This is a genomic window from Luteimonas sp. R10 (assembly GCF_045689605.1).
Lineage (GTDB): Bacteria > Pseudomonadota > Gammaproteobacteria > Xanthomonadales > Xanthomonadaceae > Luteimonas.
Genome location: NZ_CP141262.1, coordinates 1,131,038 through 1,155,576, shown reverse-complemented (window position 1 = coordinate 1,155,576; position 24,539 = coordinate 1,131,038). Strand labels below are relative to the sequence as shown.

The window sequence follows — 24,539 nt, the reverse complement described above, 5'->3', positions numbered from 1 at the left end:
TTGGTCAGGCGATGACCGATGGAGCCGGCGTCCCGATGGCTGGATCGCCCCGTGGTCACCGCTGCCTGGAACGCTCGACCAGACGAAGCCGCAAGCATGAAAACGTGGCGAAAACCTCAGCCCTAAACCCCTCTCGTGTGCGGGCCAGATTTCAAGGCGCTCACCGGGTCGGTCCCAAGTGCGCGCCAAAGCCCTCACCATCCGGAACCGGTGCAGGCCTGGACCCGACAGGATCGCGAGCAGGCGATCGGAGATATCGCCGGTCGCGTTCAGTCCTTCTCCACCATTGGCAGGAACTTCGCCGCCAGTGCCTCGGCCACCGTGCGCAGATCGGCTTCGCCACCCCTGGCGTTGACGTGCAGGGCCACCACCACGTCCTGTCCGGGATAATTGGCCAAGTACGACAGGGTGCCCTTCACGCTGCCGCCGTGGGCGACATAGGTCCGGCCGGCGGCGTCCTGTTGCACGCGCCAGATCAGGCCCTGCACTGGCACGCCGTCGCGGCCAGGCCGTTCATTCGGCGTAGACGGCGGCCGCGTCACCGACGCATCCAGTTGCGGCCGATACATTTCGGCCATGGCCCCGGCGCCGAGCAGCCTGCCGCCGTTCAACGCATGCCCCATCCGTACCATGTCCTCGTCGCTGGACAGGATGCCGCCACCGACGTACTTGTAGCTGACATTTTCTTGCATCGCGTTGGCGAGGGTACTGGTGTCGGCGTCCCACTCGTAGCCGCGCGCGCGCCGCGGAACGATTCGTGCCGGCACGTCGAACTGGGTCGAGTCCATGCCGGCCAGCCGCCAGATGCGTTCGCGCATGTAGCTCTCCATGTCCTGGCCGCTGGCCTGCTCTATCGCCGCCTGCAGCAGGTTGGTGGCGAACGAGGAGTAGTTCCAGTACGTGCCGGGCGCAAACAGTAGCGGCTCGTCCCGCCAACGGAGCGAGGCGGCCTCGATTCCATCGAACTGCTGGAAACGCAGCACCTCACCCTCGCCGAACTCACCATCGCGGTAATGGCGGATGCCGGAGGTGTGGGTCAGGATCTGGCGCACGGTGATCGGCGCCTGCTTCCGGGGGAACCATGGCGCATACGCCTGGATTTCCGCATCCAGGTCGATCTTGCCCTCCTCGACCAACTGCATCACCGCGATCACGCCCATCACCTTCGACACCGAGCCGATGTTGTGCACGCTGGCACCGTCGGCCGGCACCATGTTCTCGGCGTCGGCTTGGCCGACGCCTCCGGAAAACACCAGCTCGCCCTCGACCATGACAGCGGCAGTCGCGCCGGGCGCATGCGCCGCCTCGCGCAACTGCTCAAGCCGGGCGTAGGGGCCTGTGGCGTCCAACGCCTGCGCGGGCAGAGCGAACAGTAGCAGGCATAGCAGCCAGGCGCGGTGGAAGACGAGGATCTGTCTGGCGGTCCGGTTCATTGTCGAACGCTTGCTCGGAGGACGGAAAGGTGATTCAAGTGGCGCTCCACATGGGTCAGGGATGCCGAGCTTCGGAACTTGCAGCGGATTCGAGCACGTCAACACCGACGCGCACGCCATGGTCGGTGGCCTCTGACAGGACCAGGAAATAACCGTATGCCACGTCAGTGACATCACGGATCATCCGCGTGTGTCGTTCGGTATCGCCGAAATGCCCCATCACGCCGAGCGCGAACGGACGCCCGCGCAGGTTCACCGCCGCCCACGAGTTGCGCACGCCCGGCAACCCGCCCGGCATCTGGATCACGGGCACCTGCGCCGGGATCTGCTGCCTGACCGGGCCTTCGGGATAGGTACCGAAGGCGATCTCGCGCATCCGCTCGCACACGTCGCGGCGCATGGGCAGGTCGCAATCGAGCATCCGCACCATCAGGCGGGCGCCATCGGCGGGGCTTGACAGGTTCTCGCGGCCCGATGCGCTGTCTTCCGGCCGGATCATGCCGCGCCGCAGGCGCATCGAGGACAGGCCCAGCCGCGAGGCCACGGCATTGATGCGGCCGATCCCGACCCTGTCGATCAGGATGTTGGTGGCGTCGTTGTCGCTGCGGTCGATCATCAGGTGGCTGACCTCGCGCAGGGTGTACCCGCGCCGCCCCTGGCCGAAGTCGGCGACCACGCTTTCGTCGAGGTCGATGCCGCCTTCGGAGACGCCGACCCGAAAGGCCACCTCGACCAGCAGCTTGATCGAACTGGCGGTCGGGAACAGCAGGTCGCGGTTGGTTCCGTACTCCCGTCCGGTGCGGATATCGATGACCGAGATGCCGACGACGCCCGGGGTCTCGTCGGCGATCTGCCGGAGCTGGCGTTCGAACTTCTGCGCGAAGATTTCCAGGTTCGCCTGCTCGGCATGCGATGGCCGCGGAAGCAGCAGCGCCGCAAAGAGCAGGATCGAGGTCGACAGCTTGCATATACGGGACATGGTCGGGACTCGCGCGTTTGGGTGTGCGGTGGGTCAGTGGGTGGAACCGGAGAGCGCTCGGCCGAGGTCGAATCCGGCGGGCGGCGCCTCCCCCAGGAGATTGCGGACGAAATAGTCCCAGCGCCTGCGCAGGAAGTAGGGATCCTGATGGCCGCCCGCAGCGCCTCCGGTGAGGTCGCGCAGGCCATGGTTGCGGTTGGGCAGGAGCAGCAGGTCGAAGTCCTTGTTGGCATCGACCAGAGCGTCGACCAGCTGCAGCGTGGCGTCCGGATGGACGTTGTCGTCCAGGGTGCCATGGACCAGCAGGAGCTTGCCTCGCAGGCGCGATGCGAGCGCGGTGTTGGCCTGCTGCGCGTAACTCGCGTCGACGGGATATCCCTGGAAACGTTCGCCCCATTCGGCCCAATAACTGCGCAGGTCGTGGTTCCCCGCCGAAGCGACCGCGACCTTGTAGACGTCCGGATGGGTCAACAGCGCGCGCGCCGCGGCGTAGCCGCCTCCGGAATGGCCATAGATGCCGACGCGATCGAGGTCCATCGCCGGGTCGCGCCCGGCCAGCTGCCGCAGGACGGCGATGTGGTCTTCCAGGTGGCCGCCGTTGCCGAGGTTGCCATGGCTGGCATCGAGGAATTCCTTCGACCTGAGCGGCGTACCGCGGCCGTCGATGGTGACGACGATGAAACCCAGCTCGGCCAGCGCACGCTCCGATGCCATGCGTTCGACATCGAACGATTTCACGGTGCGGATGGTCTGCGGCCCCGGATAGATCGCATCCAGTACCGGATAGCGGCGGTCCGGCGAATAGTCGCTGGGGCGGAAGATCGCGCCGTAAAGGTCGGTCGTGCCGTCCGCGGCCTTGGCCCGGAACGGCTCCGGCGGCGTCCAGCCCGCCTCGACCAGGCGCGACACGTCCGCGCGCTGCAATTCATGCACCAGGGTGCCGTCCGCACTGCGCAGGCGCGAGACGGGCGGCGCGTCGATCCGCGAAGCGGTTTCGATGAAATGGCGTCCGCTGGGCGAGAAGGCGATCGCGTGGTCGACGTCGCCCCTGGTCAGCCGGACCAGGCCGGATCCGTCCAGGCGCACACGGTAGAGCTGGCGGTAATAGGGGTCGATTCCCGCTTCCCTGCCGCCCGCGGTGAAGTGGACCGTGCGGGCGTCTTCATCGACGTGAAGCAGCTCGCGGACGTTCCAGGCGCCGCTGGTGATGCGCTCGACGACGTCCCCGCTGCGGGTGTCCACCAGGTACAGGTGTTTCCAGCCGTCGCGTTCGGAAGACAGGATCGCGCGCGACCCGTCGCCCAGCAGCGCGAACAGCGGATAGCGGTCGACGTGGGTCCGGCTGCGTTCGGCGTGGCCGACGCGGGTGCGCCCGGTAGCCACGTCCATCACGTGCAGCCGGGCCTCGCGATAGCCGCGCGCTTCTTCGATGAAGCATGCGTGCGATCCATCCGGGCTCCAGCACATCCGCATCCCGAAGCTGGTCAGCTGGGGGAAGGGGGGCAATGCCGCGTCGACTCGGCTGCCGTCGCGCAGGTCGATGACCGCGGGTCGCACCAGGGGAACCCCGGGATCGCCCGCCACCGGGTAGCGGTAGGCGTGCATGCGGGGGCGGCCGCCGAGAGCGGTTTCGAGCAGGGAGAGCGTCGCCAGGGGACGGAGGTCGATGCGATAGGTCAGCAGCCGCCGGGAGTCGGGCGAGAACGCGACCTGCGGAGGGCGGGGGCGCCCCAGCTTCACATCGCTCAGCGTGGAGGTGCCGAAACCTTCGTTGCCGTAACCATGTCCGTCGCGTCCATCGGTGGTGAGCGCGCGCTCCTGTCCGGTCGCGATCTCGCGCAGCCAGAGGTTGTGGCCCCTGAGAAAGACCGCGTATTCGCCGTCCGGCGACAGCACTTCGCCGGGACCGGCGCCGAGCGGCGAGGCGGCATGGCGGCACGCGTATCGGGACAGGTCGCACAGCCAGTGCCTTCCGCCGCTGTCGAAGCCGATGCGCGTGCCGCCGTCGCGGTAGACGAAATCGTCGAAGGGCAGGCGCCCGGGATCCGGACGGTCGGCCCCGGCCCGTCCGAGCGCCGCGGCCAGGCGGGCATGGTCGAAGGCGGGGACGCGCAGGTTGCGTTCCGGATCGACGAAGACGAACGTCTTGCGGCCGCGATGCCGATCGAGGTACCAGAAGGTGCCGGATTCCCGCGACCACCTGGGGGCGAGCCGGGTGCGCGATACCAGCGCGCCCGCATCCTGCAACGTCGCCGCGCTCGCGTAGCGCCGGGCCATGTCGCCGGCATCCGCGTCGTACGTCGGGATCGCCAGCAGGCAGACCGCGGCCCAGGCGCCCGCCCGCCGGGTGCGCCGGGCGGCGTGAAGCGCCCTCATGGCAGGCTAGAAATCAACCTTCACCCCCGCGTAGTAGTTGCGTCCGAAACGCGGATACATGGGGCTGAGGTAGGTGAAGGGCTTCATCGGCGCGTAGCGGTCGAAGACGTTGTTGACGCCGACGTACAGCTGGTAATTGCCGGTGTCGTATCCGAAGCGCAAGTCGTGCTGGATGAAGCTGCCGCTTTTCACGTGTGCATCGGTCATCGAGAAATCGCCGACCCGGTCGTTCCAGCTGCGGATGACGCTGCCGAGATAGCGCGCGTTCCAGTCCACGCTGAAGCCGTTGCGCCGATAGCCGGTGGTGAAATTGCCGCGCCACTTGGGGCTGTAGTTCACCCGGTCCTGCCGCGAACGCAGGCTCGGGTTGGTGGGGTCGGGGTCGTAGATCAGTTCGAGCAGGTTGGTCGCCTTGGCGCTCATCACGATCCGGCCGCGATCGTCCAGATCGAGCGAGTAGGAGGCGCCGAAGTCCCAGCCGCGGGTGTTGTAGTGGGCCAGGTTGAACACCTGCGAGACGACCACGTCGATGTTTCCGCTCGCGTCCCGGCTCACGTTCCCGCAGAACGGGTTGTCCAGGGTGGGCGAATCCACGCAGTTCTCCGCGATCTGGGTCGCGCCCAGGCTGGTGATGATCCCCTCGATCTCGATGGAGAAGTAATCCGCCGTCAGGGTCAGGTTCGGCACCCAGCGGGGCGCCAGCACCACGCCCGCGGTGATGGTGTCGGCGGTCTCGGCGTCCAGGCCGGTATTGCCCTGCTGGATGATCCGCTTGGAGTGCGGGGTCTGCAGGAAGTCGCCCGCGGCGTCGCCGAGCAGCTGCCGGCAATTGGCCGCCCTGTTGGCCGGGGCCGGACCGGAGTCGAGGTAGCGGATGTCGCAGGGATCGGTGATGTTGGCCACGCCCTGTTCGGTGCCGGCGTAAAGCTCGTGGACGTTCGGCGCCCGCACCGCGTGCGCGAAGGCGCTGCGGAACTTGATATCGGAAACCGGAGTCCAGCTGCCGGAAAAGCCGTAGCTGCCGTCGCTGCCGGTGGTCGTGTAGTTCTGGTAGCGGTAGGACGCGCCTACTTCGAGCGACTCGGCGAACCGCACGTCCTTCAGAAGCGGCAGGTTGAGCTCGGCGAACGCCTCCCAGCTGGAATAGCGGCCGACCGTGGCGACCCGCGGCCCCATGTAGAACAGGTCGCCGGACAGGCCGTCGGCGTCCGGAACCGCGCTGCTGAACTCGCGGCGATATTCCACGCCGGCGGCGAAGTCGACCGGAAGCTCGGCCCCCGACCCCGGCGAGTTCCAGCTGAACAAGGTGCCATCGACGCTGGCCGCCACGTTCTTCTGCACGATGGTGTCGCTGAGCACGGGACGCCGGTAGGAGTAGGCCAGGTCTTCCATGCTGGTGCTGCCCACCCGCATGATGTCGATCGGGACGCAGCCGTTGCCGGGGTCGGTCAGCGTCGAGCGGCAGACGATCTGCCCGGTATCGGGGTCGCGCACGGCATCGATCTGCTGCCGGAACAACGTGTCCATGAAGTCGCTCTGGGTGAACCTGGCGCGCGTCTTGCCGTAGTTCCCGTAGATCTCGTAGTTCCAGTCGTTGCCGAGCATGCCGCGCACGCCGGCGACATAGCGCTCGGTCTTGTACTCCCCGTGCATGTCCAGCAGCGCACCGCGGTTGCGGAGCGGGCGCCCGGCTTCGAGGGCGGCGCGCATCTCGTCCACGTCCTGGCCGAAATCGTTGTTGATCCGGGTCACGTCCACATGGGTCAATCCATGGGACTGCATCAGGTCCACAAGCTCGGTGGGCGCGAACGGATTGTCCGCGCGGATCGCGTACCCGCCACGGTTGCCGATGGAAGGGCCGGAACCGGCGAAGCTGGAATAGCCATGCAGCTGCATGGCCTCCACTTCGTAGCGCTTGCCCTCGAAGAACACGTCGGCGCTCCGGATCGCGCCATCGCCGTCTTCCAGCAGCCAATACGATGCCTGGAGTTCGATCCCGGTCCGCTCCAATTCGTTGCGCGCGGTGCCCAGCTGGTAGCTCATGTAGCAATCCGGGCAGTCTACGGCGGAGGTCAGCAGCTGCCCCTGGCTGTTGACCAGGCGAGTGCCGTGATCGAAGGGGATCAGGTTGCCGGCATCGTCGAAACTGTAGCTGTACGCGGGCGACGAGCCGATCGGGGTTGTGATGACGGGATGGCCGTACTGACGATAGGTGATCCCGCTCACCCCGGCCATCGGCACGAACCGCGGCACCGACGAGTCCGGGCCGGTGTACTCGGGGTTGGCGACATAGCTCAGGCTTCCGCGCATGCCTCCCGACTCGAACCCCCATCTGCGGTCGATCCAGTAGAGCGGTTCCTCGCGGTCGTGGCTGACCGAGAGCATCACGTTGCCGCGATAGTCGGCGGAGTTCTTCCCGGCGGTGATCGAGAAATTGCGGGTGTCTCCGCCGCCGTCCTCGGTCGTTCCCAGCTGCACCGTGCCCCGCAGTCCGTCGAATTGTTGGAGTGTGGTCAGGTTGATGACGCCGGCGATGGCGTCGGCACCATAGACCGCGGACGAGCCGCCGGTGACGATCTCGACCCGCTCCAGCGATGTCTTCGAGATGGTGTTCAGATCGACCGCGCTGCTGGCCGTGGTTCCGGCCACATGGCGCCGACCGTTGACCAGCGTCAGCGTGCGGGTACTCCCCAGCGCCCGAAGGTTGGCCGTTGCGACACCCGTGTTCTTGTCTCCGCCGATACCGGAAGAACGAATGTTGACCTGGGAGTCGGTCCCCAGGCTCATCTGTGGCTCTTCATTGAGCAGGTCGATCACGTTGGCGGTCGAAGCGGCCTCGATCTTCTCCTTGCCGATCACCGACAGGGAGTGGTTGGACTCGGCCCCGGTGCGTCGGATGCGAGAGCCGGTCACTGTCACCGTTTCGAGCGTCTGTGCGTCTGATGCTTCCGATGCCGTCTCCTCCTCTTGCGCCTCGACCGCCTGCGTTTCGACCACGACGCGATCTAAGGGGGCCGCCCCTGAAGCATCCGGCGGCGTCTGCATGGCCGGAGCGTTGGACTCCTGCGCATTTACCGCGGTGCAGCACAGCGCGATGGCGACCGCGCATGCATGTGAGAGAGGATGGCGGGGACAGGAGATCGAACGAATGCGCTCGAGCACCGTGATATTCGGCATGGCGACCTCCCCCAGAGGATGGCGTTGAATACTGCGATCGCGTTCGATCCTAGCAACGGGTCGAAAGGGCCACCAATGAAATTATCCGGGCGGAGCATAACTCCAGGTTATTCAATCGCTCGCCGTTCTCCGGTCGATAGTTCCGTGTGTTGCGGGTCTTGTGGCATAGCAGCGACATGGATGCGAGTCGGCAGCTGGGGGGCGATCTGCGTGAGGAATGCCCGTTGGATGGCGGTCGGCGTGTCCTCCTTTCGCATCACGGCATACAGGGGCAGTTCGAACTCGGGTGAAACGAGGCGCGCATCGACCTCGCCGTCGTTGTTGTCGAGCGCGGTGAACGCATCCACCAATGCCAGCCCTTGGCGACTCGCCACCAGTGCACGTGCGATCTTGGGAGTATGCACCCACGTGCGGATCCTGGGCTGGGGATCGATGCGCTCGAACTGGCCGCGGACCACGCGGCCGAGCGAATCGCTCGTGGCGATGCCGATGATGGGCATCTCCGACAGCTCCGCCAACGGAAGCGGCCTGGACATCTCCTCTGGCGCCCACCAGCCGCGTGGCGCAATGACCATCAGCTGCACCGCTCCGATGAGTTGCTGGCGGATGCCCGGATGCGCCATTTCGTGCAGCGTCAGTCCGATGTCCGCCTCGTGCAGCAGTACCCAGGACAGCATCTCGCGGGAATGATGGGCCGACAGCTCGATTGAAGCCTCGCGGAACGCGGGCGGCATTGCGGCGATCGCCCTGGGGATCAGGGCGCTGGCCAGGGTGAAGGTCCCGACGACGCGTAGTAATTGCTGGCTCGACTGCCGCAGATTGGCCGACAGACGCTGCAGGTCGCGGAGGTCGTCCGAGATCTTTTCGGTCCGCTCCTTCAGCGCATGGCCTTCTTCGGTGAGTTGCAACCTGCCGTGGACGCGAATGAACAGCGGAAAGCCGAGCTGGCGTTCGACCTGCTGCAGGAGCTTGGTCGCCGCCGGCTGCGAGATATTGAGCAGTTGCGCTGCCCCGGTCAGTGTCCTGGTCTGCAGGATGGCCGAGAAAAGTTCGATGTGCCGCAGGCGCATGTCAGGGAACGGTCGCTCGGTAGCGGGCCTTGATGATGCCACCTTGTGCGCTTGCGTGCTCCAGGGCGCTCAAGCGCTGCCGAGACGGGAAAGGCCGCCCGGGTCGCCCCAGAAACCCGGTGCCGGGGGCATCAACAGTCCGTCCAGGAGTCGCAGTCCGCCTTTCCGGTCCCGGCGCAGCCAGATCATGCCGTCGAGATCGACGAAATCGGCATGCCGGGCGACGTGGAGTGCGGGAGCGAGGGACAGCGAGGTACACACCATGCAGCCGACCATCACGTCGAGCCCTCTTCGCCTTGCGGCCTCGAGAAGATCCAGGGCTGCGCTGAGACCTCCGGTCTTGTCCAGCTTGATATTGATGGCCTGGTAGCGCCTGGCGACCGTGTCGAGATCTTCGAGCGTGTGGCAGGATTCATCAGCGCACACCGGGATGTCCAGGTTCACTTGCTCGAGCGCAGAGTCCTGCCCGGCGGGAATCGGCTGCTCGACCAGGGCGACGCGGTTTTCCACCAGCAGCGGCTGGAGTTTTTGCAACAGCTCGATGTTCCAGCTTTCGTTCGGATCCACGATCAGATGCGCGTCGGGAGCCGCATCGCGAACGGCGCGGATGATCGTGATCGGGTCGGTGGCATCGACCTTGACCTTGAACGTGCCGGCTCCTCCGGCCCGCCTGGCCGTATCGGCCATGCGCTCGACGGTGTCCATGCTGAGCGTGCGGAAACAGGGGATCGGGCCGATCACGGGTTGCCTGAGCGTATCGCTGACACTCCGCCCGTCGATCCGGGACTCGAGGTCCCACAGGGCGCAGTCGACGGCGTTCCTTGCCGCTCCCGGCGGAAGCAGGGATGCCAGCTGCCGGCGATCGAATCCTTCGGCGAGCATCGGGCGCAGACGTTCGATCTGGGCGATCACAGAAGCGACGGTTTCGCCGTAACGCGGATAGGGCGAGGATTCCCCGAATCCATGCGTCCCGCTTTTGCCGAGACGCACGACCACGACGTCGGCGGCATGTCGCTCGCCGCGGGATATTCGGAACGGTGCGCTGAGGGGCCAATGCTCATGGGCCACATGGAGTTCGAGTGGTGCGTTTGGCATCGGCGCTCGCCTCAATTCGGAGGTGCCACGATAGGCGCGCGCCGGCGATGGGCGCCAATGAAAACCCACAAGAGGTGCATAACTTGCCGTTATGCGTCGTCGTCCGGAGCGGCCGGGCCGTCATCTCCGCCGCGCATCGACGCGATCAACAACGGCCGCCCGCGCCTGGCTCGCGCGACCGGTGCACGGAAATCCCTATTCGTCATCCAGGTACAGCCGGCTCCAGTCGGCGTCGGTCTCGCCCAGGTATTGGTCGAACAGTCGCAGCATCAACGCCATGGGGAGCCGGGACACCCGATTGACGTTGACGTACACCGCCAGCCCCTCCTCGGGCAGCAGGCCGATGCCGGTCCTGAATCCGTCGATGGTGCCGCTGTGATACACCAGGGTGCGGCCGCGATACTCGGTCACGTACCAACCCATGCCATACGACCAGAAACGCATTCGCCCCGCATTCCGCGCCGCGTCCGGGAACTGGGTCTGCACGTCCGGCGCGGCGCCCGGATCGGGGATGGCGGTCTGGGGCGCATGCATCTGCCGGAACACGCCGCGGTCGATCAGCCGGCGGTCGCCGATGGCGCCTTCTGACAGCTGGAAGCGTAGCCACTGGGCCACATCGACCGCGTTGGAATTGACGCCCCCGGAAGGGACGGCCACCGCGTCCGGATAGTCCCAAGCGATCGGCGCCGCCGGCCCGCCGGGCCGCCCGGCGTGGGGTGACGCCGCATTGGGTTGCGCCCGCGCGACTTTCGAGTCGGCGCCTGTGTGGGACATGCCCAAAGGCTGCCACAGGCGTTCGCGTGCGAACTCGGTCCATGGCTGTCCGGAGACCGCAGCCACCAGTTCGCCCGAGGCGATGAACATGTTGTTGCTGTAGACGTAGCCGGCGCGAAACGGAGAGACCGGTGCGAGATCGCGGCTGCGCATCAACTGATCGCGTGCGTTCTTCGACCCCTTGCGCAGCAGGTTCTCGTCCCGATAGCTCGTCCCCAGGCGCTGCGTGAGCAGGTCGCGTACGTTGAGCTCCCGGGCGACCCACGGGTCGTAGACCTCCAGCCAAGGCAGGAACCGCTGGACCTTGTCGTCCCAATTCAGCGCACCATCGTCGACCAGCAGCGCCACGGTCGCCGCCGCGAACGCCTTGCTGGTGGAACCCAAGGCGAACAGGGTGTGCTCGTCGACGCGCTCGGGCGCACCCTGCTTCCGTACTCCGTATCCCTTGGTCAACACGGGCTTGTCGCACTGCACGACGGCGATGGTCATTCCCGGTGTCTGCCAGTCGCGCAAGGCCTGCTCCAGGTACGCATCGCGGGCCGACGCTTCCGCTTCCGACAAGGTTGCCGGCACGCACGCAGCGGCCCCGCCCAGGTCGAACGCCGACAAGGGCGACCACGCGGAAATGGCGAGCAGGCAGACCATCCCGCGCAGGAGCCGGCGGGAGCGGGTGCGGCGCGAAGGAACGACGGTGCGCCTGGCCGTATGCGACGCCGCGATGGTGCCGCGCTGCGCGTTCCCGGATCCTGATCCAGCGCTTGATTTCATGGTGCTTCTCCTTGCGGCAAGAACGGGTCGGCCCGCGGGCCTGTCCCGTCGTGGTCCCGATCGGTGGTTCGGTCCACTTCGACGTCGCTTCCGAGGCGATAGCCTGGAGGCGGCTCGCTGCCCAGCAGGTGGCGAACGAAATAATCCCAACGCCTGCGGATGAAGTAGTCGTTCGCGCGTCCCTCGAACGCGTGGGCCTGGCCCGGCAGGATCAGCAGATCGAAATCCTTGCCGGCTTCGATCAACGCTTGTGCCAGCGCCAAGGTGTGGGCCGGATGCACGTTGTCGTCGGCGTCGCCATGCACCAGCAGCAGCTTGCCTTTCAACTCGCCCGCCAGGGAAGCGTTGTCCAGTCCGGCGTAGTTGTCCCCCTGCGGATACCCCTGGTAACGCTCGCCCCAGCCGGCGTGGTAGATCCGCTGGTCGTGGTTGCCGGACGAGGACACCGCCACTTTATAGAAATCGGGATGGGCCAGGATCGCGCGCGCCGACGCGAAGCCACCGCCCGAATGGCCGTAGATGCCGACGCGCGAAAGATCCATCCATGGCCGGCTTTGCGCCAGCTGGCGCAGCCCTGCGACATGGTCGTCCAGGCCGCCGGCGTCGCCCAGGTTTCGGTAAGACACTTCGCGGAATGCGCGCGAGCGCTTCGGTGTGCCCATGCCGTCGATCTGGACCACGATGAAGCCAAGTTCGGCCAACGCTTGTGCGTGGTCCAAAGTGAAAGATTTGGGCACGCGGGTGTTCTGCGGCCCGGGGTAGATGCTGTCGATCACCGGATAGCGCCGGTCAGGATCGAAATGCGAAGGCAGGAACATCACGCCGAACAGGTCGGTGCTGCCATCACGCGCCTTCACGCTGAATGGCTGCGGGGCGCGCCAACCGGTCGCAAGCAGACGCCGGATGTCGGCGCGCTGCAGTTCGGCCACTTGCTGACCGGACGCCATGCGTAGCACCGACACCGGGGGGGAGTCGACCCGCGAATAGGTATCGACGAACACCGCTCCGTCCGCTGAGAAATCGACGCTGTGGTCCGCATTCTCGGGCGTCAACAGCGTCAGCCCGGTCCCGTCCAGGCGCACCCGGTACAGGTGACGGTAGTACGGGTCGCGCCCCGTCTCCCGGCCGTGCGCCATGAAATACACCCAGCGTTGTTCGGGATCGACATGCAACACGCCATGGCGGGCCTGGACGCTCCACTCGCCCCGGGTGAGCTGTCGCTTGATTCCGCCAGTGCGCGCGTCCACCAGGTACAGGTGCCGCCAGCCGTCGCGTTCCGAACTCCAGATCAGTTCCGAGCGGTCGCCAAAGACCCGCAAGATCGGTTGTCGATCCAGCACGGTGTCGGTGCGCTCTTCCAGAAGGGTGAGCACGGTGCCGGTGTCGGCATCGATCGCCCGGATCCATGCCCGCGCGAACCCGGCCTCCTCTTCCAGGAAGAAGATGCGGCGGCCGTCATCGCTCCATTGAACCTGCAGATCGCTGTTGGGCCGGATCGGCGTCGGTGGATGCCGCACGTCCACGCGGGCGCCATCCGCCAGATCCAGGATCACCCATTCGGCTTCTGCCACCGGCCCGCCCGGCATGGCGTAGCGGTAGCTGCGCAAGTCCGGCCGGTCGCCGCCACGGGCCTGCACCAGGTGCAACTCGGGAACGTCCGCGTAATGCAGGCGGTAGGTCAGGATGCGGCGCGAATCCGGGGAAAAGTACACGACCGGGGAGGCGTCGTCCGCGGCCGGAGGCACCTGCAGACCCGACCGGCTGCCGTAGGCATGGCCTGCCCTGCCGTCGCGGGTGAGGCGGCGCACCTGCTCTTCGCCGAGATGGCGCACCTGCAGGTCATAGTCCGCCATCGATACCACCCATCGCCCGTCCGGGGACACGGCCGCCCCCGGCAGCGCCTCGTCCGCTCGCTCCCGACGGTGCTCATGCTCCAGTATCGGTCGCTGCTCGCCAGAGAGCGTGTCCACCAGGAGACGCCGAGGCTTGCCGTCGCGACGGGTCTGGTACCAGAAATCGCTGCCTTCGCCGATCCAGTGCGGCTTCAGTTTCAGACCGTCGACCAGGGCCGCCGCCGAATCGGGCAGCATGCGCTCGGCACGCCGGTAGTCGTCGGCGGTCACCACGGGGGGCGCGGACATGCACGCGGACGCGTAAAGAGCGCATGCCGTAACTGCTCCGCGCAATCGCCACCTGGCCCGTATGCTCACACCAGCGTCCAAAGCTGCCACCGTTTTCGCTGTATCCGGAACCGCGTTTCTGCCTGCGCAATGGTTGCGCCTGACGAGGGCGGACATGGAGCACCGTCGGGCGAAAGGCCTTGCCCATGCCTGCTGACTGAAGACGGCACCGTCATCCTCGACCCCCGATTCGACTTTAGCGAGGGGGCGAATGGGTCGCCAATGAAAAAGCCCGCGGGGTGTATAACCCCAGGCTATTCGATCATTGGCCCAGGTGTGCATCAGTCAACGGCGGACTTCGGCTATTCCAGCTGGTGCTCATCCATGCCGCTACAGCCCATGCTCACGCGCGTACAGGTAAAGCTCGCTGTGGTTGCTCACTCCGAGCTTGCGCATGCCGTCGTTCTTCTGCCGGCTGACGGTTTTGGGGCTACGGTGCAGGGCGCGGGCGATCTGCGTCACCGTCATCCCCTGCACGAACAGGCCGAGCACTTCCGCTTCCCTCGGCGACAGGGCGACCACGCCTGACCCGCACCGGGAAGCCTCGAGCCGCCGGCGTACGCTGCCGCACAGGTAGGACCGCCCACCTGCCACCTGCTGCACGGCGGCGATCAGCTCGCCCGCCGGGACGGCCTTGTCCACCAGGCCGTGGACGCCCAGCCCCAGCATGCTGCGCAGGATCGCCGGGCTGGCGGCCATGGTCAGCACCACGACCCGCAGCCGCGGATACATACGGCGTATGTCCCTGAGCAGCCGCAGCCCCTCGCCGTCGTGGCCGAGCATCGGATCGTCCATGATCAGCAGCTCGCAGGGTTCTGCGCAGAGCAGCCGGCGGAGTTCCGCGCCGGAAACGGCCGTGCCGACGATCCGCACTGCATCCAGCGCCCGCTCCACGAGCGCCCACACGCCGACGATGACGACCGGGTGGCCGTCGGCAATGAGAACGCGCGGGGCCTGCCCGCGATGACCGTTCATGACACGCTGGCGGCACCGGTCGCCGCCCCGCCGCGATGCGTTTCGAACAGCCCTGCCCGCCCGACGACCGGCCTCCGCACCCATCGCCCGTACCGGGCGGGGATCAGCTGCCGTCGGGCAACCCCTCCGCCAGCCGCCGCGAATAATGCCTGGCCCAGTAGGCTTCGACCAGCATGGCCAACTCCTCCCGCAAGACAGGCTTGTCGTTCAACTGCGACAACACCGCTTCCCACAAGCCGGCCCTGGTCCAGCGCACGAAGCTGACATAGCTGTTGCGCCATGGACCGTAAACGATCGGCAAGTCCTTCCAGCGTGCGCGCGTACCGGCGACCCACAGCACCGCCTCGACGGAACGGCGCATTTCCGGCCCGTTTCGCGCACGCGCCCCCAGCTTGCCTGGCAGAGCGTCCGAGATCCGCCGCCAAGCCGCATCGTCCATGCGCCGCAGCACGTCCCATTCGCTCTCGAGCTTGCGGCTGGCCGAAACGCGCAGGGAAACGCCTTGCTCGGACCAGCCCCTGCCGTAGAACGCAGATCCGCATGAGAACCCGCCCGCTCTGCCTGCGGCGGAGCAGGCATCGGCGGCGGCGGCCGCTTCCCGCGCCTGTCGGAATGGCACGGTCCGGCACTTCACTCTGCGCTGCCACCCAGCCCCGACGCCACCAATTCGACCCTCCGGTTCGGCTGCAGGCAGGTCACCAACGCATCCCGCCCGAGGCCGTCCGTACATTCCTCGACCGGCTCGCTCTCGCCACGCCCCTGGGCCGAGATCGCATGCGACGGCACGCCCCGTCCGATCAGGAACCGCCTCACTGCCTCCGCGCGCCGCTGCGACAGCCGCAGGTTGTCCGACTCGCTTCCGATCCGATCGGTGTGCCCCACCACGCGCACCTGGACATCGCGCATCGCCTTCAACCGACCGGCCACCTCGGCCAGTCGCTCCCGGCCGCCGGGCAGGATGTCCTCCATGTCGTGTCGCGCGAACGCGAACAACGCGTCGCCCGCCAGATCGAAGCGGTGTTCCGCCACGGACCCCGGCTCGGATTCGGGCTCCACATCGACCAGCAGGCCGGCGCAGGATGCCGGCGCCCAGAGGAAGCTCCGGCCGCGGTATTCGCTGTCGAAGATCACCTTGTACTGGCAGGTGACCACGCCGTCCGCGGTCCGGAAGTGGAACAGGTAGTCCCACTCGCGCACGCCGTACAAGCCCTCGCGGAAATGCGGACGGCCCAGCAGCTGGTACAGCTGCTCCTTGGTGACGCCGGGGGCCACCGTGCGCAGGCTCTCGAGGTTCGGGAAGGTGCCTTCCGTCAGCGCGATGCGGTCGACGTCGGGGAACACGACCTCCCCGGCGCGCCCGTCCGGCGTGACGTCCCTGCTGACATGCCGCGTTCCGCACGCGGTCAACGCCAGCGCGACGACACCGGCAACGCACAGCCCGAATCCGGCCCGGCAATCGACTCTCGTGTGTTTCTTCATGATCCATGCTTCCTGAACTGGAGGGTGGCGGCAGCGCCGTCCGGCCGGATCTCGAGAGCGCCTTCCGGCGCTCCCGAGACCGTCCTGATCACCACTGGAGCCCCGCACCGACCGAGAAGCCCCAATCGCGCGCGGTGTTTCCACTGGCCTGCGCCTTGTAGACGTAGCGGCCGTTGTCGGTGATGCCAGAAAGGCCGACGGCCATGCCGTACTCGCTCTGGTACCCGCCGAAGCCGACCGCCAGCATGCTCTTGCCCGGCAGATACGCCTGCGGCAGGCCCGCCATCGCCATCGCCGAGGCGGTCGCGCCGCGGTAGCCGCGATCCATCGTCCACATGTCGTCCTCGATCTGGCTGACGCGGTTGTCGGTGTACCGGTTGGCCTGCTCGATGGCGTGGTTCACGCCGCCATCGAGTTGGTTGACGTTGACCGCATCGGTACCGGCGATGCCAGGCGCGACACCGGAGATCGTGCGGCCGCCGACATTCACCTCGCCGGTTGAGTCGCTGCTGCCCACGTACGCGGCGTCGTAGTTGCTCTGCGCGCCCGCCGTCGTGGCCGACCCCGCACCCAGCGCCACGCTGTTGGCGTGTTCGGCGGTGGCCCCCTGGCCGATGGCCGTGCTGTCGGCCGCCGACGCCGTGGCCCCGGTGCCGATCGCGGTGCTGTTGGTGCCGCTGGCCGTACTCTGGTTGCCGATCGCAAGCGCATGATCGCCGCTGGCCACCGCGCCATTGCCACCGGCCGAGGCGTTCGTTCCGGTCGGCGTCGGCTTGACGATGTCGCCCTCCTGGCTGACCTGAAACATGCCGTCGGCGCCGTTCTCCACGTTGGTCACACGGTTGTCGAATTCGTTCACCGTTTCCGTCAGGTTCGACATGTCCCCTTCCACGCTGGTCACCCGGTCGCCCAGGTCGGTGATGTCGCCGTGGATGTCGACGATGTCTCCCTGGATGTCGGTGATGTCGCCGCGGATATCGATGATGTCCCCCTCGATGTGGGTGACGCGGCCATCGATCTGGTCGATCCGGTTGTTGACATCGCCGACCTGGACATCGGTGTACTCGTTGGACACCTCGATCGCATGCTCCACGCCGCCCTGCAACTGGCTCACGTTGACCGCGTCGGTACCGGCCGAACCGGCGGCGACACCGGTGACCTGGCGGCCGCCCACGTTCACCTCACCGGTCGAATTGCTGCTGCCCACGTACACGCCGTCGTAGCCCGATTGCGCCCCGACCGTAGTCGCCGAGCCCGCACCCAGCGCGATGCTGTTGTCGTGCGAAGCCACCGCCCCGGCACCGAACGCCAGGCTGTTGAGCGAGAGCGCCTGCGCACCGGAACCGAAGGCCAGGCCGCCCTCGCCCTGGGCGCTCGCGCCGTGGCCGATGGCCACCGCGTCGTCGCCTTCGGCCTCGGCATCCTTGCCCGCCGCGATCGCGTCCGCGCCGGTCGCGCCGTCATTGTCGTAGTTGCCACCGCCCTCGGAGTTGACGCTGTAGTAGCGCGTACGGTTGGCGTCGATCTCCTCGCCGATCTCGTCCTGCACGATCTGCAACTGCTCCTCGGTCGCTGCGCGTCCGGCTGCGGCGAAGTCGGGACCGTCCAGGGTGACGTTGCTCAGCCCGGTGATGTCGTTGCTGGCAGCGTCAATGCGCACCGCGCCTACCGCCACGCTGCTGTTGACCACCACGTCGTCGGCCAGGTCGAAGGTGACGTCAGGGCTGTCGTCGGCCTTGGCGACCACGATATTGCCATCCGTATTGCCCAGGTCGACGCTGTCGCCCGGCGCCACGTTGCTGGCGTCGCTGCCCTGCGCGCTGAGATTCCAGCCGGCATTCGCCACCTCGCCGATCTCCTCGATGGCCTGGTGGGTCGCATGCAGTTGCGAGCCGTTGATCGCATCGGTGCTGTCCGCATCGACGCGGCCGGCGGCCACGTTGGTGATGGTGCGCTCGGCACCGGCGGTGCCCACGCTGACCGTTCCCACCGGCTCGGTGCCCGCGTACGCGTAGGTCGCGCCGCCGATGGTGCCGCTGGCGGTGGCGACCGCCGCATCGGTCGCCGAACCTGCGCCCAGGGCCACCGAACCGGCATGGCTCGCGTTCGCGTTGGCGCCGATCGCGATCGCGTCCACGGCCGTGGATTCCGCTGCGTGCCCGACCACGATGCCCCCCGCTTCGGCCACCAATGCCCCGGAGCCGATCAGCACGCTGTTCTCGGCAGCCTTTTCGGTCCAATTGTTGGAACCCACAACCGTGGCGCCCAGCGCCTGCGCATAGCTGTTGTAGCCCAGGACGGTGGCGCCGTCCTCGGTCGCCCAGGCCTCGGTGCCGACCGCCGTGGTGTAGTCGCCATCGGTGACGCTGGACGCGTCGCGGCCCGCCAGTGTGCCCGCGCCCAGCGCGGTGCTGCTGTCGCCGCTGGCGGTGGAGGGGGTCCACGAGCCTTCCGACAGGCCGCCCAGGGCCACGGAAGACGCGCCCGAGGCCAGGCTGCCCTGGCCGACCGCGGTGCCGTACATGCCACCGGCGTTCGCACCGCTGCCCACCGCCACGGCTGCACCGGTCGCCCAGTGGCCAAGGTCGTAGTCGTAGGTGCCCGCCACGGCGCCCCAGCCCATCGCCACGCTGGAATCGGCCGAGGATGCGCCGTTGCCGACGGCCGTGCCGCCGTAGCCCGTGGTGGTGAAGCCGCCGATCGAGATGCCGTAGTAGTCGGCGGTCGAGTACGAACCCAGGGCGACGGCATCCCAGCCGTTGGCCGCACTCGCGACACCGATGGCGACGGCATTGAAGCCGTCGGCCAGCGAGCCTCCGCCGATGGCAACGCCATTGACGCCGTTGGCGATGCTGTCCGAGCCGATCGCGATGCCGCTTGCGTTGCTCGCAAGGGCATTCCTTCCCATCGCGATGCTGTCCGCGCCATTGGACAGGGCTGCGTTACCGAGGGCGATGCTGGACACACCCTCGGCCTGCGCATAGGCACCTGCCGCCAGGCTGTTGTCGCCCATGGCGACGCTGTTGAACCCGACTGCGGTGGCATCGTTGGCAAAGACCATGGCACCGCTGCCGAGCGCGGTGGCGCCGTCGCCCACGGCACTCGCGGCGTCGCCGGCCGCCGTCGCGTTGATGCCTTCCACCCAGGCCCCCGGATCGGCATCGGGATCGGCCGGGTCGTAGTTGCCGCTGGCCTTGAAGTACTTGTTGGAGTAGGTGGCGGCCTGCAACTGCGCCACATTGACCGCATCGGTCTCCTGCGTGCCCGCCGCCACGCCGGTGATCTGGCGGGTGATGCCACCTGCCGCGTCGCCGACGCTCACCGCACCAGCTGTGCTGGTCCAAATCGGTGAGGCATCGGTACTGACGGCACCGATGCTCGGATCCCAGCCGGCAACGCCGGCCTCGATGTCGGCCACCGAGTCCGCGCCCAGGGCCACGCCCCCTTCGGCGCTGGCTTCGCTGCCGTACCCCAGCGCGGTGCCGGACTCACCGGAAGCCCAGCTGAGTGCGCCGAGCGCCGTGTTCTGCAGCGTCTCGGCGATGGCTCCCGTACCTACCGCCGTGGACATCTCGTCCAATGCCAGCGACGCGGCGCCCACTGCGGTCGCGCCGGCACCCGCTGCCGTGGTCTGGACGTACTGCTCGCCCAAGCCAAGATAGGTGCCGATGTCGTACTGGCCGCCTATCGCGGTGCTGCCGGCACCGCCGGCGCTGCTCATGGCACCGACCGATACCGCCGCTTCGCCATCGGCGGAGGCGGAACGCCCCAGCGCCGTGGCGCCCTGGCCCGCAACACCCACCGAAGCCTCGGCGCCCAGCGCGGTGCCGCCATCGGCCAGCACCTGGCTCAGGGTGCCGACGGCGGTCCCCGCACCGTTGGCGGTTTCGGAATACGCCATGTTGCCCAGGGCCGTATCGCCCAGGCCAAAGGCCTGCGCGCTCTGGCCCAAGGCCGTGGTCGCATCGTTGAACGCGCCGGCACCCTGACCCACCGCAATGGCGCCCACGCCCGCCGCACTGCTCTGCGCGCCCAGCACCACGGACGCGTCGCCGTCGGCCACGCTGTCGACGCCGATGGCGACGGCGTTGATCCCGGTGGCGCCGTCGTTTTCGTAGTTGCCGCCCTGCACGCCGTTGTCGTTGACGCTGAAGTAATGGATCTCGTTGGCTTCCACCGTGTCGGCCAGTGCGCCCAACTGCGACACGTTCACCGCATCGGTCTCCGCCGAACCGGCCGCTACATTGGTCATGCGGCGCTCGTTGCCAGCCGAACCCACCGATACCTCGCCCACCGGCGCGATGCCGGCGATATCGGCCAGGTCACCCGTCGGCGAGTAGGCGTCGTCATCGAGGGTCGAGCCGTCGGCCGCGCTACCTGCGCCCAGGGCCGCGGAACCGGCATGGCTGGCCGTCGCCCCGGAACCGATCGCCAACGCCTCGTCGGCCGACGCGCTCGACCGCGAGCCGATGGCGGCACTGTCGTTGCCGGTCGCCGATGCCTCATAGCCACCGGCGAAGCTGCGATCACCGGTGGCGCGGTTGAACGGGCCGATGGCTGTTGCCGCGGCGCCGGTGGCGGTGGCGCGATAACCCACCGCGGTACGGTATCCGCTGTCGATATCGTCCGGATTCAAGGCGCCGGTGTCGGCATAGCTGCCCACGGCGGTGTCGCCGATGCCCTGGGCCTTGGCCGCCGAACCCACCGCCGTGCCGAACTCGCCGGCGATGGTCTGCTCCAGTTCATGGCCGCCGATCGCGGTACCGCCGTAACGCCCGATGGTGACCGCCCGGTGGCCCACCGCGACGTCGTTCCTGCCGACCGCCTGGGCGTTCTTGCCAGCCGCCATGGAATCCAGTCCCACCGCGCCGTCGTTGTCGTAGTTGCCGCCGGCGATGCCGCCGTCGTTGACGCTGTAATAACGGGCCCTGTTGGCATCCACGGTATCGGAAAGCTGGCTGAGGTTGACCGCGTCGGTGTCGTCCACGCCCGCGGCCACGTTGGTGATGCGCTGGCCGCCGGCATCGATGCCGGCGGTGGTCACACTGGGACCGCCGGCGATGGTCAGGCCGCTGTTGTTCAACGCCACGTCGGCGCCAACACGCACGCCATCAGCATCCATCACGGTATCGCCCACGGAAACGCTGTTGCTGACCACCACATCGTCGGCCAGATCGAAGCTCACATCGTTGCTGTCGGCGGTCTTGCTGACCTCGATATTGCCGTCCGTGTTGGCCAGGTCGACGCTGTCGTCCGGCGCCACATTGCTGCTGTTGGCGCCCTGGGCACTGAGGTTCCAGCCGCTGTTGGCCACCTCGGAAACATCCTCGATGGCCTGATGAGTGGCGTGCAGTTGCGAGCCGTTGATCGCGTCGGTGCTGTCCGTGTTCACCCGGCCGGCGGCTACGTTGGTGATGGTGCGCTCGGCGCCCGCCGCACCCACACTGACCGTGCTGGTCGGCGTGGTGCCAGCGTAATCGTAGGTCACGCCGTTGAGGGTGGCGCTGTCCGTGGCCACGACCGTGCCGGTGACGCTGTTCGAACCGAGTGCCACATCGCCATCCTGCGCGCTGGCCGAGGCGTTGCTGCCGAGACTGACTGTGTCGTTCGCGGTAATGCCACCGCCCGCACTGGTACCTAGGGCCACATTGTTGTCGCCATCAACATTCTGGCCGGCGTTTGTGCCAATCGCGACCCGATTTCCGGCCGCCCCGGTCGTACCAAACGATGTAGAACCCTCTCCCGCACCGTGTCCAATCGACGTGGACTGGTAGCCCGCCTCCGCCCCATCACCGATCGCCACTGAGTAATGCGTGCTGGCGTAAGCATTGTGGCCGATGGAGATGGCGCTCTGGCCGTTGCCTGTGCTCAAATTCCCCGACCGGGCTCCAGTGCCGAAGGCCAGCGAATTGGCGGAAGTTGCTTCCGCATCCACGCCGACCGCCATGGCATTCAGCCCCGTGGCACCGTCATTGCCGTAATTGCCGCTCACCACGCCGTTGTCGTTGACGCTGAAGTAATGGATTTCATTGGCTTCCACCGTGTCGGCCAGCGCGCCCAACTGCGACACGTTGACCGCATCGGTGTCCGCCGAGCCGGCCGCCACGTTGGTGAGGCGGCGTTCGTTGCCCACGCTGCCGACACTGACCTCGCCCACCGGCGCGGTACCGGCAATGCTGCCCAGGTCGCCCGTCGGCGAGTAGGCGGCATCGGCCAGGGTCGCACCATCGGCCAGGCTGCCCGCGCCCAGCGCCACACTGTTCTCCGCGGTCACTTCCGCGTCGGCACCGATTGCCACGGCACCGTCGGTACCGGCTTCTGCGCTAAAGCCGACAGATACCGTCCGATCGGCTGAAATCCCGAGGCCCGCACCTCTTCCGAGCGCGAGGTTGTTGTTTCCCGTCACGTTCTGACCCGCGAACGCGCCGATCGAGGAGTTGTTGCTTCCAACCGTCCCTCTGCCCGCCGCAACACCGACGGCAACGTTGGAGGCCCCCTGCACCCGGTCTCCAGCGCCTCCACCACCCATGGCGACGTTGTTGCTTCCGCTGACCTCGTTTCCTCCGCTGACTGCGATGTTGCCTTGGCCCACCACGTCGTTGCCCGCGCGATAGCCAAGGGCCGTGTTACCGAGACCGCCGGAGACACGCTGGCCGGCCTCGTACCCGATGGCCGTGTTGTACGACGTGACGACCTCCTGGCCCGAGAGCCCGCCCAGTGCGATGTTGCCGACAATATTCGAAGCATCGAGGCCGGCAGTACCCGACCGCTCCCCGATCGACACCGATCGCGAACCGGTTGCCTGCGCCGCGGCCCCCACGGCGACGGCGCCGGGACCGCTCGCGTTGCTGTCCGTACCGATGGCGATGGCGTTCGCGCCATCGGCGCCGGCGCCGCCGATGGCAATGCTTCCACCGGCCGCCGCTGTAGCGGCATGGCCCAGCGCGGTGGCGCGGCTGGCCGTGGCGGAGGTGTCGGAGCCGATGGCGGTGGTATCGCTGGCCGCCACCTGCGCGCCGCCGCTCCAGTTGGTGCCGGCATCGTCGGTGTAGAAGCCGGCGGAGTTGGCGTTGTTGCCGATGGCGACGTTGTTGTCGCCGCTCAGGCCGTTGCCGGCGCGACGGCCCATGGCCACGTTCTGCGTGCCGGCCATGCGCTGGCCGGCCTCGGGGCCGACCACGCTGTTGTAGCTGCCGGCGTAGGCGGCGCCGATGTTGTTGCCGGCACCGGCGCGGAAGCCGATGGCCACCGTGGCCGTGCCGTTGGCGTCGGAACTGTTGCCCATGGCGATGGCGCTGCCGCCGTCGGCGAACGAGGAGAAGCCGATCGCCACCGAGTTGCCCACGCCGCCGGTGGCGACCGCGAACTGGCCGATGGCGACGTTGAGGTTGGTGGAGATGCCGTTGTTGGCGTTCTCGCCGATGGAGATGTTGTTGAAGCCGTTGATGTCGTTGCCGGCGCCCTTGCCCAACGCGAAGTTGGCGTCGCCGGTGACATTGTTGCCGGCGCCCTGGCCGATGGCCACGTTGTTGCCGCCGTTGGCACCGGCGCTGGACTGTACGTTGCGGCCTGCGTCACGGCCGATCGCCACGTTGTCGTTGCCGGTGACATCGTTGCCGGCACCGTAGCCGACGTTGGTGTTGTAGGCGCCGTTGACGTTGCGGCCCGCCTCGCGGCCGATGTCGGTGGCGAACGTGGACGTGGCGCTGCCCGCGCCCACGCCGATGGCGACCGACTCGTCGCCGACATTGGTGCCGCAACCGATGGCGATGGCACGGTTGCCGACCGCCGTGGCCTGGCCGTCGGCCGAGTCGGCGCCGGGGATGGCGGCGTTGCACTCGGTGCTGGAAGGCGAAATCGCGGTACTGCCGCTGTTTCCGCCCGGGCGGGTACCGCCGGCGGTGCCCACTTCGGCCCAGGCATTGGCTGCCATGCCGCCGAGTCCCAGCGCCAGGGCGATGGCCCGGCACAGGCGCGCGGCGTGAGCCGGCGTTGCAGCGGCGCCGCTAACGCCTGCCGAGCCGACGCTGTCGCTACCGGCCAGTTCCGAAGCCACGACCAGTTGGCCCAGCGTCCCGTTCCACACCTTGCTGTAGATCTTGTTCACCAGGTAATCCCCTGTGCCTTCTCGTACTCACTAAGCCGACGTACGGAGGGGAAACAGGACATCCCCGGGTGGAGCTGCTCCAAGCGTGGCCGCTTCCGGGCGCGCGGAGACGCAGAATGGGGGAAC

At 67.6% G+C, this 24,539-nt stretch carries 12 protein-coding genes; all 12 read right to left on the bottom strand.

The window, feature by feature from the left end:
- Positions 1–269 precede the first annotated feature (269 nt).
- Entirely contained in the window at positions 270–1,433 is a 1,164-nt protein-coding gene (locus tag U3649_RS04870) for a serine hydrolase domain-containing protein (protein ID WP_407353757.1), read from the bottom strand.
- A gap of 55 nt (positions 1,434–1,488) precedes the next feature.
- The gene (locus tag U3649_RS04865; RefSeq protein WP_407353756.1) at positions 1,489–2,412 is read right to left on the bottom strand and encodes a serine hydrolase; all 924 of its coding nucleotides are present in this window, start codon (positions 2,410–2,412) and stop codon (positions 1,489–1,491) included.
- A gap of 33 nt (positions 2,413–2,445) precedes the next feature.
- On the bottom strand, positions 2,446–4,788 hold the full coding sequence (locus tag U3649_RS04860) for a DPP IV N-terminal domain-containing protein (protein WP_407353755.1): 2,343 nt from the start codon (positions 4,786–4,788) through the stop codon (positions 2,446–2,448).
- Between the two features lie 6 nt (positions 4,789–4,794).
- A complete protein-coding gene (locus U3649_RS04855) occupies positions 4,795–7,965 on the bottom strand; it encodes a TonB-dependent receptor domain-containing protein (protein WP_407353754.1) in 3,171 nt (1,056 codons plus the stop codon).
- Positions 7,966–8,072: 107 nt separating this feature from the next.
- Complete coding sequence (locus U3649_RS04850) at positions 8,073–9,035, bottom strand: LysR family transcriptional regulator (protein WP_407353753.1); 963 nt, start codon at positions 9,033–9,035, stop codon at positions 8,073–8,075.
- A gap of 69 nt (positions 9,036–9,104) precedes the next feature.
- The gene (gene dgcA, locus U3649_RS04845) at positions 9,105–10,130 is read right to left on the bottom strand and encodes an N-acetyl-D-Glu racemase DgcA (protein ID WP_407353752.1); all 1,026 of its coding nucleotides are present in this window, start codon (positions 10,128–10,130) and stop codon (positions 9,105–9,107) included.
- Between the two features lie 195 nt (positions 10,131–10,325).
- Entirely contained in the window at positions 10,326–11,549 is a 1,224-nt protein-coding gene (locus U3649_RS04840) for a serine hydrolase domain-containing protein (RefSeq protein ID WP_407353751.1), read from the bottom strand.
- A 119-nt stretch (positions 11,550–11,668) separates the two neighbouring features.
- Positions 11,669–13,795 (bottom strand): DPP IV N-terminal domain-containing protein, encoded by a 2,127-nt coding sequence (locus tag U3649_RS04835; protein WP_407353750.1) that lies wholly within the window; start codon positions 13,793–13,795, stop codon positions 11,669–11,671.
- 387 nt (positions 13,796–14,182) lie between these two features.
- Positions 14,183–14,827: a LuxR C-terminal-related transcriptional regulator gene (locus tag U3649_RS04830; RefSeq protein ID WP_407353749.1), complete on the bottom strand. Its 645-nt coding sequence runs from the start codon at positions 14,825–14,827 to the stop codon at positions 14,183–14,185.
- 103 nt (positions 14,828–14,930) lie between these two features.
- Positions 14,931–15,446 (bottom strand): transposase, encoded by a 516-nt coding sequence (locus tag U3649_RS04825; RefSeq protein ID WP_407353748.1) that lies wholly within the window; start codon positions 15,444–15,446, stop codon positions 14,931–14,933.
- An 11-nt stretch (positions 15,447–15,457) separates the two neighbouring features.
- Positions 15,458–16,306, bottom strand: a complete 849-nt coding sequence (locus U3649_RS04820) for an OmpA family protein (RefSeq protein WP_407353747.1) — start codon at positions 16,304–16,306, stop codon at positions 15,458–15,460.
- Positions 16,307–16,394: 88 nt separating this feature from the next.
- The gene (locus U3649_RS04815; RefSeq protein ID WP_407353746.1) at positions 16,395–24,413 is read right to left on the bottom strand and encodes a YadA-like family protein; all 8,019 of its coding nucleotides are present in this window, start codon (positions 24,411–24,413) and stop codon (positions 16,395–16,397) included.
- Between the last annotated feature and the right edge of the window lie 126 nt (positions 24,414–24,539).

Excerpts from the sequence above, each read along its gene's own strand:
- U3649_RS04870 (WP_407353757.1), bottom strand. The coding sequence starts at position 1,433 with ATGAACCGGACCGCCAGACAGATCCTCGTCTTCCACCGCGCCTGGCTG.
- U3649_RS04865 (WP_407353756.1), bottom strand. The coding sequence starts at position 2,412 with ATGTCCCGTATATGCAAGCTGTCGACCTCGATCCTGCTCTTTGCGGCG.
- U3649_RS04860 (WP_407353755.1), bottom strand. The coding sequence starts at position 4,788 with ATGAGGGCGCTTCACGCCGCCCGGCGCACCCGGCGGGCGGGCGCCTGG.
- U3649_RS04855 (WP_407353754.1), bottom strand. The coding sequence starts at position 7,965 with ATGCCGAATATCACGGTGCTCGAGCGCATTCGTTCGATCTCCTGTCCC.
- U3649_RS04850 (WP_407353753.1), bottom strand. The coding sequence starts at position 9,035 with ATGCGCCTGCGGCACATCGAACTTTTCTCGGCCATCCTGCAGACCAGG.
- dgcA (WP_407353752.1), bottom strand. The coding sequence starts at position 10,130 with ATGCCAAACGCACCACTCGAACTCCATGTGGCCCATGAGCATTGGCCC.
- U3649_RS04840 (WP_407353751.1), bottom strand. The coding sequence starts at position 11,549 with ATGGTCTGCCTGCTCGCCATTTCCGCGTGGTCGCCCTTGTCGGCGTTC.
- U3649_RS04830 (WP_407353749.1), bottom strand. The coding sequence starts at position 14,827 with ATGAACGGTCATCGCGGGCAGGCCCCGCGCGTTCTCATTGCCGACGGC.
- U3649_RS04820 (WP_407353747.1), bottom strand. The coding sequence starts at position 16,306 with ATGAAGAAACACACGAGAGTCGATTGCCGGGCCGGATTCGGGCTGTGC.